This window comes from Paenibacillus sp. FW101-FHT12H11 (assembly GCF_058790355.1).
On record NZ_JBYTCO010000008.1, the window covers coordinates 187,728 to 203,787 of the forward strand.

At 45.5% G+C, this 16,060-nt stretch carries 12 protein-coding genes; all 12 read right to left on the bottom strand.

The window, feature by feature from the left end:
- Positions 1–192: 192 nt before the first annotated feature.
- The gene (locus AC3WTJ_RS25275; RefSeq protein ID WP_492524169.1) at positions 193–1,167 is read right to left on the bottom strand and encodes a substrate-binding domain-containing protein; all 975 of its coding nucleotides are present in this window, start codon (positions 1,165–1,167) and stop codon (positions 193–195) included.
- The gene (locus AC3WTJ_RS25280; protein WP_492524170.1) at positions 1,164–2,939 is read right to left on the bottom strand and encodes a sensor histidine kinase; all 1,776 of its coding nucleotides are present in this window, start codon (positions 2,937–2,939) and stop codon (positions 1,164–1,166) included. Before AC3WTJ_RS25280 ends, AC3WTJ_RS25275 begins: the two co-directional genes overlap by 4 nt.
- Positions 2,932–4,545 carry a response regulator gene (locus AC3WTJ_RS25285; RefSeq protein WP_492524171.1) on the bottom strand — a complete coding sequence of 538 codons (1,614 nt, stop codon included), beginning with the start codon at positions 4,543–4,545 and terminating at the stop codon, positions 2,932–2,934. The genes AC3WTJ_RS25280 and AC3WTJ_RS25285 overlap by 8 nt, the downstream gene beginning before the upstream one ends.
- Before the next feature lie 133 nt (positions 4,546–4,678).
- Entirely contained in the window at positions 4,679–5,686 is a 1,008-nt protein-coding gene (locus AC3WTJ_RS25290; RefSeq protein WP_492524172.1) for an ABC transporter substrate-binding protein, read from the bottom strand.
- A gap of 67 nt (positions 5,687–5,753) precedes the next feature.
- Positions 5,754–6,752, bottom strand: coding sequence for an ABC transporter permease (locus AC3WTJ_RS25295; RefSeq protein WP_157322117.1), 999 nt, complete (start codon positions 6,750–6,752; stop codon positions 5,754–5,756).
- A 16-nt stretch (positions 6,753–6,768) separates the two neighbouring features.
- Positions 6,769–8,247, bottom strand: a complete 1,479-nt coding sequence (locus tag AC3WTJ_RS25300) for a sugar ABC transporter ATP-binding protein (protein ID WP_492524306.1) — start codon at positions 8,245–8,247, stop codon at positions 6,769–6,771.
- Between the two features lie 192 nt (positions 8,248–8,439).
- Positions 8,440–9,225 carry a DeoR/GlpR family DNA-binding transcription regulator gene (locus tag AC3WTJ_RS25305; RefSeq protein WP_157322119.1) on the bottom strand — a complete coding sequence of 262 codons (786 nt, stop codon included), beginning with the start codon at positions 9,223–9,225 and terminating at the stop codon, positions 8,440–8,442.
- A 211-nt stretch (positions 9,226–9,436) separates the two neighbouring features.
- Positions 9,437–11,185, bottom strand: a complete 1,749-nt coding sequence (locus tag AC3WTJ_RS25310; protein WP_492524173.1) for a hypothetical protein — start codon at positions 11,183–11,185, stop codon at positions 9,437–9,439.
- A 33-nt stretch (positions 11,186–11,218) separates the two neighbouring features.
- Entirely contained in the window at positions 11,219–12,847 is a 1,629-nt protein-coding gene (locus tag AC3WTJ_RS25315) for a DHA2 family efflux MFS transporter permease subunit (protein ID WP_492524174.1), read from the bottom strand.
- A 14-nt stretch (positions 12,848–12,861) separates the two neighbouring features.
- On the bottom strand, positions 12,862–14,178 hold the full coding sequence (locus AC3WTJ_RS25320) for an efflux RND transporter periplasmic adaptor subunit (RefSeq protein ID WP_492524175.1): 1,317 nt from the start codon (positions 14,176–14,178) through the stop codon (positions 12,862–12,864).
- A 9-nt stretch (positions 14,179–14,187) separates the two neighbouring features.
- On the bottom strand, positions 14,188–14,847 hold the full coding sequence (locus AC3WTJ_RS25325) for an HlyD family secretion protein (RefSeq protein ID WP_157322124.1): 660 nt from the start codon (positions 14,845–14,847) through the stop codon (positions 14,188–14,190).
- Entirely contained in the window at positions 14,844–15,287 is a 444-nt protein-coding gene (locus AC3WTJ_RS25330) for a MarR family winged helix-turn-helix transcriptional regulator (protein ID WP_492524176.1), read from the bottom strand. Before AC3WTJ_RS25330 ends, AC3WTJ_RS25325 begins: the two co-directional genes overlap by 4 nt.
- Positions 15,288–16,060 lie beyond the last annotated feature (773 nt).

A 16,060-nucleotide genomic window follows, 5' to 3' on the forward strand; every position in this document is an offset into this window, starting at 1 on the left:
TAATCTCCTCTTTTGAGTGGAATTAAACGTATGGTATGGATTTTGTTAAACCGATTTAATCGTGGTCGCTCGTAATGTAAGCGCTTAACTATTATCTGTATCGTACCGTGTAATATTGGAAAATGCAACAACTTTTTTTGGAAGAATTTGGTGTCAAATGCTGTCGAAAAGAAAAAATCCTGAAAGCATCCACTAAGGACGCTTATCCAGGATTGGAAAAAGCAGCTTCTGATTGGGTTTCGTATACATGTTCGTTTTCCAGATAACCTCCGACCCCGTATCGATCCTTCCTTCCACCTTCTGCCCACTGCTCAGTTGAACCGCCGTCTTCAATGCTACATAGCCCATATTGAACGGCTTCTGGACGACCATTGCCTGAATGATTTCCTCTTCCAGGAAACCGATTTCCTCCATGGAACTGTCGAAGCCAATCAGCTTGATTTCTCCTGGATTCTTCCAATCGTGAAGCGCTTTGGCCGCGCCAAGAGTCGAAGGCTCATTTAATCCGACTATCCCTTGCAAATTCGGATAATCATTCAGAAGCTGCACCGTAATGTCATACGCTTTTTCCGAAGATCCCTCGCTGTAGTAAGTATTCAGGATTTGGAAACCCGTGTCCCTCTGAATGGCAGAGCGAAGGCCGTTTTCTCTTTCAATGGAAGTAGATGAACCTTTAATAAAATTTATAATGGCTACTTGCCCGCGATTCGGCAGTGTCTGGATCAGCGCTTCACCCGCTTTTTTACCCGCTTCCACATTATCCGTGGCGATAAACGACTTGGAGATGCCTCCCTTAAGACCGGAATCCACGGTAATTAAGGGAATGCCGGCTTTTACAATCTCATGTGCAATTGGCACCGTTCGTTCGAAATCTAAAGCCGACAAGACAATTGCCTTCGGCTTCATCGCTATAACTTCGCGCAGCAACCGGATTTGACCATCGACATCTTTTTCCGTATCTGTGCCAACAACCTTCACCTTGCTCCCCATCTCTGCGGCAGCGGCATTAACGCCTTGCTCGACGACCTGCCAAAACTCAATTTGCTTATCAATGGTCTTGGGCACAAAAACGATGGGCTGATTATTTTTACCTGCCGCTTTTAGACCATACACATAAACAACAATCGATAATATCGCTATAACAATTAAAAACAACCAGCGCTTCATTCGTCTTTCACCTCCAACTCCGAACAAGGAATCCGCAATGTGACTGTCGTCCCTTCTTCCGGTTCGCTTTCGAAAGACAAGCCATAAGCTGTTCCATAGAACAGTTGAATACGATGATGCACATTCCAAACACCTAGCCCCTGGTCCTTGGAAGACACTTGCTCCGGTCTCAGCAAGCCTTGCAGCTTGGTATTATCCATACCTAACCCGTTATCGCTTACCGTAATTTGAATGACGCGGCCAACCCTCCGTCCTTCAATACGGATATGCCCCCGTTCTTCCATGCGCCTGATGCCATGGTAAATCGCATTTTCCACGAGGGGTTGAAGCATAATTCTCAGCATACGGCAGCTCTGCAGTTCGGGTTCAACCTCAATCGCGTACGAAAATTTATTGGTGTATCGCATGGATTGCACCGTTAGATAGTTAGCCAAGTGCTCCATTTCCATGGCTACGGAAACTTCTTGCTCCCCTTTGCCTATGCTGTAACGCAGCATTTTGGAGAGGGCCATAGTCATTTTCACGACTTCTCTCATTTTGTTCGTTTCCGCCATCCAAATGATCGATTCCAGCGTGTTATACAAGAAATGCGGGTTGATCTGGGATTGCAGCGCTTTGATTTCACTTGTCCGAAGCAGCGCCTCTTCATGAACAATTTGCTTCATGAGGTCCTTTATTTTGACCAGCATGACATTGAAGCTTCTCGCTAATTTCCCAATCTCATCGGCTTGCGTGATATCAGCCCGAATGTCAAAGTTGCCTTGTTCCACCTGTTTCATATTCGCTTCCAGCTTCTTAATCGGCCGGCTAAGTGTAAACGAAAGCACGATCGAAATGCCCAGCGCGATGATCAAACATACGCTGCCCCACAGAACCGTTGACAGCTGCATCTTTTTTTTATTGCCAACCAGCTCTTCGGGATACGTGACACCAACAATTTTCCAACCGAAATTCGTCGTTCGGATCGATAAGATTTTTTCATGCTCATTTTCTTTCAAGGATAACTGCCCGTCTCCCGAAGCCAGAATCGCTTCAATAGGTTCACTTTTCAAATTCGTATGGATGATCTGCTGCTGAGGGTGATAAACGAGGTCTCCTTCGGAATTGACAATAAACACATACCCTCTCTTGCCTAGCTGAATATGGCTGCAGAGATCATTGATGATCGTGTAATTCAAATCGACCAGCAGCACGCCGGTCTTGTCGAATCGATCGTTGCCCCGAAACTGCTGGCTCATCGAGATGACCCACGGATACTCGTTGCGATAGACATGTTCAACTTCCGAGGACGAAATATAGATGGCGTCATTTTTCGCTTTCGTATACCAATCCTGCGCAATTAACTCCGGATAACTCTTCAGAGCGCTCTGCTCCCGGTCGGAGATGACAGCTCCATTGGAACCTATAAAAAGAATGGCGCTAATGTCATTTCTGGATTGAACGATGACTTGCAGGGAGCTTTCAATCGCGTTGACCAGGCTTTGTCCGACTTCTGAATGTGGATCCGCCATCGTCAAATACTGCCTGATTTGCCCATTGTTATATAGCAGGGACGAAATACTTTTCATATTATCAATATACGTCTCAATAGTCGTTCCAACCTGATTAATCAGCTCATTCGTATACTGCACCGAATTTTCGGTAACGGAGTCCGACGACTGGCGGTATGTGTTGTAGCTCAGAATAAGCGTTGTGCCTATGATTAAACAGGAGAAAGCGACAGCTATGCTTGTGTGGATGCTTTTAAATCTAAAGAATCGCCTCTTATTCAAGAGAGCTCCCCTCTCTGCTTGCCGATCTATATTCTTTGGGCGTCATCCCATGATGCCGCTTAAAAATCACGCTGAAATACTGCGGATCGCTGTATCCAATTTTCGCGGCAATTTCATAGGCCTTCAAATTCGTCTCGGTTAACAGCTCCTTCGCTTTGGCTAGGCGTATCCAGGTAACATATTCAATGAAGGACTGGCCTTTCTTTTGCTTGAACAGCCCGCTGAAATAATTCATGCTCATGTAGACGTGTTGGGCCACTTCATTCAGCGATAAATTCTCATTCTGATAGTTTGCCAGAATATACACTTCAGACCGGATCAACAAAGAGTCTACATCTTGCGCCATTTTCATCATGACCTGTTCGAACAGTTGCAGACATAACGACTCCAGCCATCCTTTTATTTCATCTAAGGTTTTGTAGGCTCGAACCTGACCGAGAATATCCGCAGCCTCCAGGGCGTCATGTCCAGAGTCCTCAAATACTTGAATGATGGCGACAAGAAGCCTTTGCACATAAATGTAGCAGCGATCAACTGATGATTGCGAAGCGCGCAGCTCATGCATCCAGTCATTCAAGACCCTGGCGAAAAGTTCTTTATTCCCAGTTTTCAACGCCGCAATCAGCTTACGTTCCCATTCTGCATGATGCACCTGCAATTTGCCTTTCCCATGCACGATATCTTCAATGGAAATAATCTTATTTTTGCCGACCATAAAGCGATAATCGAGCGCCGAACCCGCTTCGGAATACGATTTGGACAGCTCCTCCATCGTCCTGTACGGCCTGCCAATTCCAATCGAAACGCGAACCCTCACATACTTTTCTATGCACTGCACGGCCTGCTCCGCGTATTTCTGGACAGCGAGAATCAAATAAGGCATATCCCCTGACAACATGATGCCGATTCGCTCGTCTCTCGTTCGAAAGACAATACCGCCTTGCTCTAATTCAAAAATTTCGTGAACAATATTATACACGGCAAACCGCAGCAATTCGGTCTCCGAGCTTATTTTCGCAGCCATTGGATACATAAACTCTTCCACGTCTAACGTTGCCGCCATATAGTACGGCCCGGGGAGCGACAAATGAAACAGAGCAAATTTGTTCAGAATCTCTTCTTTCTTCACTTCACTGGTGACCATACGTTCTAAAAATTGCTCGCGCAATAAAGGCATGCTCATATTTAGTTGACTTTGCAACCTTGACAAATCTTCATTCCTTAAGCGTTTCTCGTCCAGTTCTTTTCTTAAATGCAGCAAAATATCGGTAAATTCGTCATAGCCAACGGGTTTCATCACATATTCATAAACCTTCAGTTTTACGGCCTGCTTGGCGTATTCGAATTCACCGAACCCCGTCATAATAATGACGGTAATATCCCGGTATCGATCGGCAATGGCTGCGGCAAGCGCCAACCCATCCATGTGAGGCATCGAAATATCCGTAATAATCACATCCGGCAGCCGGATTTCAAGGGAATCCAAGGCCTCTCTCCCATCACCATAAGAACCAATTAACTCGAAGCCATTGGCCTCCCAATCTATTTTCTCACGAATACTTTCCCGTACAGCCTCTTCGTCATCAACTATGATCAGGGTATACACCTTACCACCTCAGGTTTTACAAATTCGCTCTGAACCTCAACTCTATTCGAGAATAGCGCTTACATTTCCTGTAGAGGTCTGGATTTTCTTTTTGGGAAAGAGGCTGCCCGCTTAAGAGCAACCTCCTTTAAACTTAGTTATACAGCAATGCTTTAATTTCAGCAGAGTCAATGTTTGTTTTATCATACCAGTGGAAGCCTGTGTCTATGGTTTTTTCTACTTTTTCGCCTTTGCTCGCCATGACCGCCGCTTTGACGGACCAATAACCGATTCCGATCGGATCTTGGGTAATGGCTCCAGCCATTTTGCCGCTCTTAATGGCGTCAATTTGCGCTTTGCCCGAGTCATAGCCGATAATGACAAGCTTATCGTTTTTGAGCTCGGTCACTGCATTAACGACACCAATTGCCGAACCTTCATTGGCTCCAAAAATACCTTTCAAGTTCGGGTGACCTTGAATGATCGCCTTGGCCAAATCGGTTGATTTCAATTGGTCGCCGCCGCCATATTGAATATCAACGATTTTGATGTTAGGATGCTTCGCTTTCATCTGGTCGACGAAGCCGTCTCTGCGATCAACGCCGGTGCGGCTCGTTTGGTCATGCACAACAAGCGCAACTTCGCCGGCATCGCCGATCTTCTCCGCCATTTTGTCAGCGGCGAGCGCTGCGGCTTTCTTGTTATCCGTCGCCGCTGTCGTGACGGGAATATCGCTGTCTACGCCGGAATCGAAGCCGATAACCGGAATATTTGCGGACTTCGCTTTTTGCAGAAGCGAAACGGATGCTTTGCTGTCCAGCGCTGCGAAGGCGATGGCCGTTGGCTTTTTATCCAGAGCAGCTTGCAGCATTTCAATCTGTTTATCGACTTGCGCTTCGGTTTCCGGGCCTTCGAACGTAATATTCACGTCAAATTCTTTGGCGGCCTTTTCTGCTCCTTGCTTTACCGCTTGCCAGAATTGGTGTTGAAAACCTTTAGAAATCACAGGAATATAAGGTTTTGAAGCGTTCGAAGAAGCAGGCTTGGCTGAAGATGATGTTGTTGTACCGGATGTTGGGCTTGATCCGCAAGCAGCGAGAAGAGATACTGAAAGCGTTAAAACAGCGGTTGTCATGATCATTTTTTTCATTTTGTTTGTCATTTTGTCGTCTCCCTTTTACATGGAATTTGGTATATGAATTCTTACAAAGAAGGAACACCTGAAGTCATTACCTCGCCTTGCGCCGACGCAGAATGTCTGCATACACAGCAAGTAAAACCACAATGCCCACGATAACCGTTTGCCATTCTTGAGGAACGGACAAGATCCTTAACCCATTGGTCATGACACTCATAATTAAGGCCCCGATCACGGTTCCCAAGATAGATCCCTGGCCGCCGCTTAACGAAGTGCCCCCGATGACAACGGCCGCGATGGCTTCCAACTCATACCCCATCCCAAGCGCAGGCTGAGCGGAATCAAGTCTCGAAGCAATCATGACCCCCGCAATACCACTAAACAAACCGGTTAATACGTAGATGGCAATTTTCCAGAAACGGATGTTTACGCCGGATAGCCGCGTTGCTTCCTCATTGCTGCCTAAAGCAAAGTTATAACGTCCAATCACCGTTTTCGTCAGCACCAAGCTTGAAACAATGGCAAGGCCGAAAAAGATCAGAATCGCATTCGGAACCGCAAAACCGGGAATCACCTTCTCCAGCGCGGTGCCCATTACAATTTCACGAAAAGCAGGCGTTTCATTAAAGTAAATCGGTTTCGCATGCGAGATCACAAGTGACAAGCCTTTCGTCATCATCATGACGGCCAGTGTCGCAATAAACGGTGGAATATTCATCTTCGCTACCGCAAAACCGCTGAACAAGCCGCAGAGGACACCTGTCAAAATTCCTGCCAGAATGCCAATGGGAATCGGCAAATGCCAGTTCGTTATGAACACGCCTGTCATCACAGCCGAGAAAGTCATGACCGTGCCGACGCTGAGATCAATGCCACCTGCAATAATAACGAACGTTGAGCCTAGCGCCAGAACACCGATGACAGCCGTTGATAGAAGAATCCCGACGATATTCGTGAATTGCAAGAAATTGCTGGAGGAGAGAGAGAAAATAATTACTAAGAGCGCCAAGCTGGCGAAAGCTAATAATTTCTGTGTAGCGGCTGTCTTTGGAAGCATCGGCTTTGAAGATTTCAAGCTGCTTAATTGCATGAGTGTCCATCCTTTCTTAATTGCGGCTTGTTGCTAATTTCATAATCTCTTCTTGGTTGGCCAGATCCCCTGGAAGCTCACCTGTAATGCGGCCTTCGCACATCACCAGAACACGATGGCTTAGACGCAAGATTTCGGGCAGCTCAGAGGAAATCATCAAAATCGCCTTGCCTTGCTTGGCTAAATCCTCTAGCAGCGCATAAATTTCCGCTTTTGCTCCCACATCAATCCCTCTTGTCGGCTCATCAAAGATAAGAATCTGGCAATCGCGATGCAACCATTTCCCGATGACGACCTTTTGTTGATTGCCTCCTGACAGAAACTTCGCTTTCTGCTGCACACTCGGCGTTTTTATTTTCAAAGACTCCACATATTGGCCCGAAATTTCTTCGATGCGACCATCTTTCATCCACCCGATACGGTTGCGGAATTTCTTCAAAGAGGGCAGCGCAATGTTTGCCCCCACCTCCATATCCACGACAAGTCCATATCGCTTGCGGTCCTCGGAGAGATACCCGATCCCGTGTTTCACCGCGTCATGCGTTCCGCGAATATTCACTTTTTTCCCGTGTACATAGACTTCGCCAGTATCCATACGATCGGCTCCAAAAATCGCTCGCGCCATCTCCGTTCGGCCTGCTCCCATTAAACCGGCAACACCCACAATCTCACCGGCATTCACGGTAAAATGAATATCTTTGAAGGCACTCCCTCTACTCAGATTTTTGACTTTCAGGACCGTATCCTGCGATCCAACCTGCAAGCTTGGCCGTTTCTCAACGACGATTTCCCTTCCAACCATCATCGAAATGATCGCATTCATGGATGTTTCTTGCGTCTTCACAGTCGTAATGTAACGCCCGTCCCGCATGACCGTTATTCGGTCGCTAATTCTTCTTAACTCTTCCATGCGATGGGAAATATAAACAATACCTACACCGTTATGCCGCAGCTTCTCAATCATCCGGAACAGCTCGTTTATTTCCGCTTCCGTCAGCGCCGCAGTAGGTTCATCCATAATGAGCACCTCGGAATGGAATGACAGCGCCTTGGCGATCTCAATCATTTGCTGCTTGGCGACGCTCAGCTCCGATATTTTCATACGCGGATCCAAGTTCAGGTTCAGCTGTTCCAGAAGCGCCTTCGTGTCATCATTCATTTTCTTTTCATCTAAAAGAAATCGCAGTTTCTTCCGCGGCTCCCGCCCAATGAACATATTCTGAGCGATCGTCAAGTCGGGTATCAAATTGAGCTCTTGATGAATGATGCTGATACCTAGTTGTTGAGCGGTTTTGGTATCCGGAATCTGAACCTCCTTCCCTTTCAACAGGAGGCGTCCGCCGTCTTTCTGATAGATGCCGGTTAGGATCTTCATCATGGTCGACTTTCCTGCACCATTCTCACCAACCAAGGCATGGACCTCACCTGGGATTAGTTCAAATTGGCAGCCGGAAAGCGCCTGTACGCCGGGGAAATGCTTATCAATACCTTCCATTTGTACAAGTGGATGTATCACTTTGGTTGTTCACCTCAATATCGTTTACTGCTTTCATCTTAGCTGTAAACGCTTCACTTGAGAGTGGAGTATTTTCATAAAAAAGTCGAAAAATTACCGATAAATGGTTGTAAGACATACAAAAAAGCACCCAAGGCCGCTGCCTCAGATGCTTCTCTCACTACCGATTTTCTATTCTGCCTGAATCCAGGTAATATCTTTTTGTACTAACTGTTCTTTCCACTCCTTAGGAGCGTCCACATTGCTGACGATAATATCGATCTTGTTCAAGTCCGCAATTTTGTAAAATTGCACTTGCCCAAATTTCGAATTGTCCGTTACCACAACGCTAATCTTCGATTGGTCAATTAATTTTCTGGCAAATTGTCCCCGATCTTCATCAAAAGCTGTGATCCCTTTGTCCAACATAATGCCGTCAATCGAAATAAAAGCTTTATCCACATAAAAGTTCTCGATCATTTTTTCAGCCATAGAGCCGACAACACGAGACTGTAATGAACTTACTTTCCCTCCGATGAAGAAGATGTCGCCGGAAAGGAGTTCCTTGTTCTTGTAATCAATGAGCAGATAAAGAGCAGGAACTGAATTTGTAAGTACTGTTATATTTTTCTTGTTAAGCAAATAATCAATGATGTGTAAAGTCGTTGATCCATCATCGATGAAAATGACCTCGTTATCTTCCACTAATGTAGCTGCAGAACGGCCGATGATTCGTTTTTCTTCCGCATGCAAAACTTCTCTCTTCAGATGGGAAGGCTCCTCACGGGAGAGATTGATTTTCACAGCGCCGCCATATACCCGCTTCAATTTGTTTTCTTCTTCCAATTCCTCCAGATATCTGCGAATCGTTTCAGAAGATACATTCAGATTGTCAACCAGGTCCGTCGTTTTTACTTTACCCTCAAGGTTAAGCAGGTTTAGTATATAGTCTTTGCGTTCTTCTCCAATTAATGACATGATTCCCTTCCTCCTGAATAACTTTGATTGTCCTTCCTAATTATATGGCTTTACGAATCGTTTGCCTATCTGTATTTTAAAAAATAACAGGAAGGGTAAGCGGTAACCCTACAGACATGATATCAGACAGTCTACCAAAAATTCCAAGCAATTAAAACAAAGAGGGTGCTCCCACCATGTACATGGCTATTGAGACACCCTCTTCTATGATTTATTTCAATTCTGCAATAAGCCGGTCTACTTCGCCTGATGGTGTGTTCAACACTTCATATACATTAACCAGTACATTATTTTGAATTTGATCTGTCGTTAAGTTGTTGAAGGTTAACGTTTGTTTACCATTAACCAAACGGTCAGTGCCGGTGAATGGGAAGATTTTAGAGCCCAAAATTGTGCCCGATCGATCAACCAGCTCAAATTTCAATTTGGAGAAGCTATTGTCTACCAACACCTTAGGATCACGAAGGAGATCCATATACAGTTGCAATTTATAGGTATAATTGATAGCAACTGTTTGTCCAGGCACTGTAATTTGAGACAACGTGTAGTCTTTCAAATTAACCGTATAAGGATACAAAGAAATTTCGTGTCTATCCTCTGGCTCCTGCACAGCTACCTTGTAAGAAGCAATCGTTGACTTGAACGCTGGTTTGGATTCTCCGCCCGTTTGTCCTTTGATTTCGTTTTGCACCTTCATCGTGTATGTATCGCTTGTCTCAGACACAGGCAGTACAAATGCATAGCTGACAACCGTTGAAGTTCCTGGAGCAATCGACTTCTGAGCATCATTTTGTCTGGAACCTGTGTAATCATAGCCGGTTGGGCTAGACAACATCGTTTGGAAAGCTGGAACAGGAATGTCGCTTACGCCCTTGTTGGTTAAAGTGAACTTAGCAAAAGCTACTTTACTGCCTTGATCTTTGTTGTCCGTCACATGCAGTTCTACCAAGGCTACATCAAGATCCTGATTAATAACATCATTCCATTTCTCAAAAGTAATCGGCGTTCCGTATGTATAACTGCCCGTAGCGCCAGCAACGCCCGGCATCTCCACATTCAGTTTCCCGATCGTGAATGCTGAAGTTTTTACATTGCCTGCTGCATCTGCTTGTGTGAAGCTTTCGGATGTCAGCACATTGATGCTGTTCAGCACAGTATCCATATCGGCATGAATGGCATAATGAACATATTTGCTTTGACCTGCATCCAGCACGACAGGAGCATCTTCAACCTGTTTGCCCGCATACAGATTCGTTTTGGACTTGCCATCCAATTCAATAGCAGGCAAAGTTTCCGCTTGATCGTTCGGATTGGTTACCAAAAGTTTCACAACATACACTGCACCTTCATTGCTGTTACTTCTGGTAATATCCACTGTTTTGTATTGCAGTGGCGACGCCACTGTTGGGATGCTGAACGTTTCTCCCCATTTAATGGAAGCAGGAGCTTTTTTAAACTCTCCGCGATTTCCGTTCCATACTACCCCATCGATAGGAGCAGACAGAAGCAAAGTCTCTTGTTTCGGATACACATCATAATTCACATCAATCAGTGATAGATTGCTTAAATCCACTTCTGTTTGACGGTTAATGACTTTCAAATAAGTCAATTCGACTTCCGACTCCGGCTGCACCCCGTGCGCATTGCTGCTGCTTGGACGCAGTGTATAGATGGTACCATCCGTCGTTTTTACTTTAAGCTCATAGTCTGGGATGCGCAGGGTCTGATTGCTTGTGTTTATGATTCTAATCACAGAACCGAGACGCACACCGTTTGCTGTTTTCTCGCTAGAGACGCCTTCGATTACAACTTGCAGGCTGTCGCTTATTTGATAAACCGGAGCTGCGACTGTTTGAGCAACAGCAGCATCTGTTCCTTCTGCAAGCGCCGGAAGTCCCGTCATCAGCAGTGCTGATGACAGAACGAGCGTCATTGCTACTTGTTTAAATTGAATTTTCATTTTTCCCGTTCCTCCCCAGAGTGAGTTTTGCGATTACATTTCAATCATCACATGGTGCTGAGCATCAGAATCTTTGGCGGATTGCTGCTCGGCTGCCTCACTTTTCTTTTTCTTCCGCATAAAAATGACCAAGACGATCGCAATGAAAGCGGGAACCGCAGATACCATTAAGGTATCAGCAATGGCTCTTGTCAAAGCCTCTTTTTGTACGAGTCCGTATAATACGCCGATAACACCGCCGGAAGCTGAACTTGCGTCCGTTCCGAGTTCTAAGTAACGATGAACGACATTTGTCTGAAAATCAGCATACGCAGGCGTATTCGTAGAAATGGATTCATTGAATCTTACTCCGAACTGCGTAGATTTGTTATTCATAATACTGGTCAGCAAGGCGATACCAAGCGATGCCATAACGTTACGCACAACGTTGGAGACGGAGGACGCTCTGCCGATCAGATGATTGGGCAACGTATTCATCCCGGCTGAAGACAGCGGCATCATACACAAACCGATACCAATCCCACGGATAACAAGCAAACCGCTAATCCAATGTGTAGACGTTTGCTGCGCAAGAACATGCATTTCCAGCGTTGTAAAACCAATAATAGCCAACCCTACGATACTAAGAGGTACGACTCCGTATTTGGAAACAAGCTTCCCTGCAACAGGCATCATGAAAGCCATGGCGATCGATTGCGGCATCATGACCAAACCTGTCTGCATAGGCGTCAGCCCCGTTACATTTTGCAGAAAAATTGGCATCATATAGATCCCGCCCTGCATGGAAATCATAACGAAACTTGAGGCTGCTAAGCTGATCGAAAAGACGGAATTTTTAAACAACCGAAAATCCATAATCGGATTGTCTTTACCCAACTCGATATAAATTAATAGAATAAAACATGAAATAGAGATAAAGAACAAACTTACGATATAGAAGGAAGTCCATCCGTCCGCTTGACCATCCGTCAATGCCAGAAGCAGCGTGCTGAAAACAATCATACATAAGATACTGCCTACGTAATCAAATTTCAGCCCTGCACGTTTAGGCGTCTCTTTCAAGATAATCAAACCAAGACCTACAGCAACAATCCCAATGGGAACGTTGATGTAAAATAAATAGCGCCAGCTGAAATTATCAATTAAATATCCGCTTAACGTTGGCCCCATCGCAGGCGCAGCCATCGCTGAAATCCCCCAGATCCCCATCGCTACTTGAATTTTGCTGCGAGGCATGATCTGATAAAGCATGGCCATCCCGACCGGCATAATAAAGCCGCCGCCAAGTCCTTGAATAATTCGGAAAATAATTAGACTCGTGTCGCTCCATGCGATCCCGCACAATACCGAACCAACGATAAACGCGCTCACCGTGGTCAGAAACGTTGTTTTGTAACCGAATCGGTCCGCCAGAAAGCCACCCATCGGAACAACGACAGCTGAAGCGAGCATATACCCCGTAACAACCCATTCGATTTCCGTAGATGTTGAACCGAATACAGCCATCAGTTTCGGTATCGCGACGTTCATTAAACTATTGTCCAAAATGGCTAGAAATGTGCCTAGAATGAGTACTAACAGCGCTAACCACTGGTAGACTGTAATCTGCTCCTCTTTTTGCTCAACTGCCGGAGTAGCTGTATCTGCCGTTGTTGTTGACATTGTAGCAGCCTCCTTTACTCGGCATGAACCTTAGCTCCGTCTGTCAGCTTGTCACCCGGGTTCAAGACGATTTTATCTCCCGGTTTCAGAGCCGAGTCTCCTTTAAGGTATACCCAATCCTGATTCTTATCTTCGGTCTGAAGAACAACGGATTGCACGGCGTCACCGTTAAGTTTGAAAGCGACGGATTTCCCATCTTTTTGAACAAGCGCGACTTTAGGCACTTCAACGCGACTTTCGCTGCTGCTGCCTCCGAAGTCAACACTCGCTACAGCACCTGCATGTAACGTTCCATCCGGATTGTTTACTGTCAACTTCACCGGGAACGTATTATTATTTGTATCAGATACCGGGCTTACAAAGGAAACCGTTCCTTCGAAAGTTTTACCAGGAACACTAGGGACAACAACGTTACCTTTGCCACCTTCCTTGATCGAATTGATCATTCCTTCAGGTACGCTAACTTCAACTTTCACTTTATCCACATTCACAACGGTCAATAAAGCAGCACCCGCTTGCGCCATTTCTCCTGCGTTTACGTTCTTTTTAACAATGACGCCATCGATGGGAGATACGACTCCCGCATTTTTCACTGCAATTTGAACGAGATTCAAAGCAGCTTGTTTAGCGGTAACATCGGCTTTTAATTGTTCTAACGTATTTGCTGTTGCACCTTCTCTGAGCAAACCAAGCTTCGCTTCTGCCGCAGTCAATTGCGCATTCGCAGCCTGTTGTTGTGAAAGGGCAGCATCATTCGCTGACTTAGCCTTTTCATAATCAAGCGTTACTTTATCCAATTCATCCGAAGTTACATCGCCTTGATCATAAAAGTTCTTAGCATGATTGTATCCTTTGGTCACAAGATCATAAGCGGCTTGCGCTTGCGTTACCCCTGCTTTCGCTTGGTTAACAGCTGCTTTGGCTTGATCAACACCTGACATTGCCGCTTGCACATCCTGCGAGCGGGCACCAGCTTCCGTATCAGCCAATTTGGCTTGCGAAGCCGTTAGTCCTGCTTGCGCTTGATCTAACTGTTGAAGCAAATCTTCTGTATCAAGCTGCACAAGCAGATCGCCCTTTTTCACTTTTGCGCCTTCTTCAACGGAAACTGCGGCAATTTTACCGCCAATTTTGGACACGACTTGAACGGTTTGATCCGATGCCAGTTTACCGCTTGCGCCTACGGCATTCGCGCTGTTGATCGTAATCACCTTGACGGAAGGTACGGATGACTGCGCAGTAGTAGCCGGCGAGGATGTACAACCGCTCGCAAGTATCATGGAACCGGCCAGAACACTTAAAGAGATAACGACGTTAAGATGTTTTTTCATGGGCAATCCTTACTCCCCTTTGATATGGATTTTGATCGAAGCATTCATTCCTGGCGCTAGATCCAATCCTTTATTATCGTCTATAGAAATTTTTACACTCATTCTTTGTGTTACTTTGGTGAAATTCCCGCTTGAACTTGTTGTTGGAAGCAAAGAGAACGTGGAAGCTGTCGCTTGGCCAATCTCCATTATTTTCCCTTGGAATTCCGTTTTGCCATATGTATCGACATCAAATGTTACCACTTGCCCCACATGGACTTTTTTGATCTTCGTCTCATCGATGTCTGCGGATACGTAAAGCGCATTTTTATCCACAATCATCGCTACAGATTGGCCAGGAGCCACGACTTCGCCGACCTTGGCAGAAGTTTGAATAACCGTTCCGCTAATCGGAGCACGCAGTGATGCTTGATCTAATAAGCTATTGGATAAGTTCGTAATATCCTGCTGCCCAACGATTTGGTCCGCCACAACCGTATCGCCCATCTTAATGCCCAGCGTATTGATTTTGCCGGAAATTCGAGGCATGACACGGTAGATATCCGCAGAGATACGGGCATTGTCCGTCGCTACATAGTTAGCGCCTTGATACCAGTAATAACTGCCGATAAAGGCTCCGCTAAGCACAATAACAGCCAGAATAACAATTAAAATTAATTTACGTTTCATTCCGTTCCCTCCAGCCTTTTCTCCAAATGTTTAATCAGTGTACCCACTACTTCTTTGCAAGTCGCAATCTGCTCGGGTGTAAAGACGTTTTCTAGACCTGCATAAAACTCATTATTCATCGTCTCGACCTTCGATTTCTTCATTTGTTGGCAGAAATCCGTCGTACCAATCCAGACCACCCTGCGATCTTGTTCATCTCTTTTGCGTTCCACCATCCCATCACGTTCAAGCCTGTCGACAATACCTGACACAGTGCTATTACTGAGCTGCACAGACTGGGCAAGGTCACCAAGCTTTCTAGGTTGCTTCTGAAACAATTCACGCAAGATAAATAACTGAGGTCCTGTAAGCTCTTCCCGCTGAAGTTCTCGATACAGTAAAGAAGCCCGTACTTTATGCAGCCTCGTTAGTTCAGCCACAAGTTCTTTAACCTCTTCCAAAACGCGCCCCCCTACACACCAAAATCATTCGTATACGAAATATTGTGACATCACACATCATACCACGCTTTTATGAAACTGGATATATGTAGAATTGTAATTTTATAAAATGCTTACTAGTACCTGAAAAGCTATATTTTCCAGCTACTGAGGGAGGAAAGCGAATGGAGATTTGAAGTATTTCACATTATCTGCTTGAAAATAGCAAAGGCTCAGCTTGAAGAGATTTTCGCTAAAACGCTTTCATTTTTGCTCTGCCAATTCTGGCATTACGACGCGATTGAAACCGTTTGAAGTGGAAATTACGATTGGATAAAAATGCTGAATGAGTAAGGGGGTGGCGGAATATGAGACAGCCTTTTGGGCTTTCTCGGATGGGAATGGGGGATTTTGCGACTGGGAGAGCGTGCAAAAAGCGTGGAATGAGGTTCCACGCGGGCACGCACTTAAGCTTGTTTTACAACGCTAACGAGTGCAGTTTGTAGCTTCGTTAGCAACATAAAACAACGTTTACAGTATGTCTTTGTAGTGGAAGGGCAGCTGCGGCGAGCACTTAAACTGGCTCTGGGTACTTTTGAGGATGCGAGAAAGCCTAATAGGCTTTCTCGGAAGGAATTGCCGGATTTTACGACTGCGAGACGTATTTTTTGACCTTCTCGCCGCAATTTATGGCAGAATTATGCCTATATTCCAATGCGAGACGGCCTTATTGGTACTCTCAGTTGAGAATAGGAGATTTTACGACTATGAGACAGCCCATTTAGTTTTCTCAG

Bases quoted from the DNA above. Each gene is read 5' to 3' on its own strand.
- AC3WTJ_RS25275 (WP_492524169.1), bottom strand. From the start codon at position 1,167: ATGAAGCGCTGGTTGTTTTTAATTGTTATAGCGATATTATCGATTGTT.
- AC3WTJ_RS25290 (WP_492524172.1), bottom strand. From the start codon at position 5,686: ATGACAAACAAAATGAAAAAAATGATCATGACAACCGCTGTTTTAACG.
- AC3WTJ_RS25295 (WP_157322117.1), bottom strand. From the start codon at position 6,752: ATGCAATTAAGCAGCTTGAAATCTTCAAAGCCGATGCTTCCAAAGACA.
- AC3WTJ_RS25300 (WP_492524306.1), bottom strand. From the start codon at position 8,247: ATGGAAGGTATTGATAAGCATTTCCCCGGCGTACAGGCGCTTTCCGGC.
- AC3WTJ_RS25305 (WP_157322119.1), bottom strand. From the start codon at position 9,225: ATGTCATTAATTGGAGAAGAACGCAAAGACTATATACTAAACCTGCTT.
- AC3WTJ_RS25310 (WP_492524173.1), bottom strand. From the start codon at position 11,185: ATGAAAATTCAATTTAAACAAGTAGCAATGACGCTCGTTCTGTCATCA.
- AC3WTJ_RS25315 (WP_492524174.1), bottom strand. From the start codon at position 12,847: ATGTCAACAACAACGGCAGATACAGCTACTCCGGCAGTTGAGCAAAAA.
- AC3WTJ_RS25320 (WP_492524175.1), bottom strand. From the start codon at position 14,178: ATGAAAAAACATCTTAACGTCGTTATCTCTTTAAGTGTTCTGGCCGGT.
- AC3WTJ_RS25325 (WP_157322124.1), bottom strand. From the start codon at position 14,847: ATGAAACGTAAATTAATTTTAATTGTTATTCTGGCTGTTATTGTGCTT.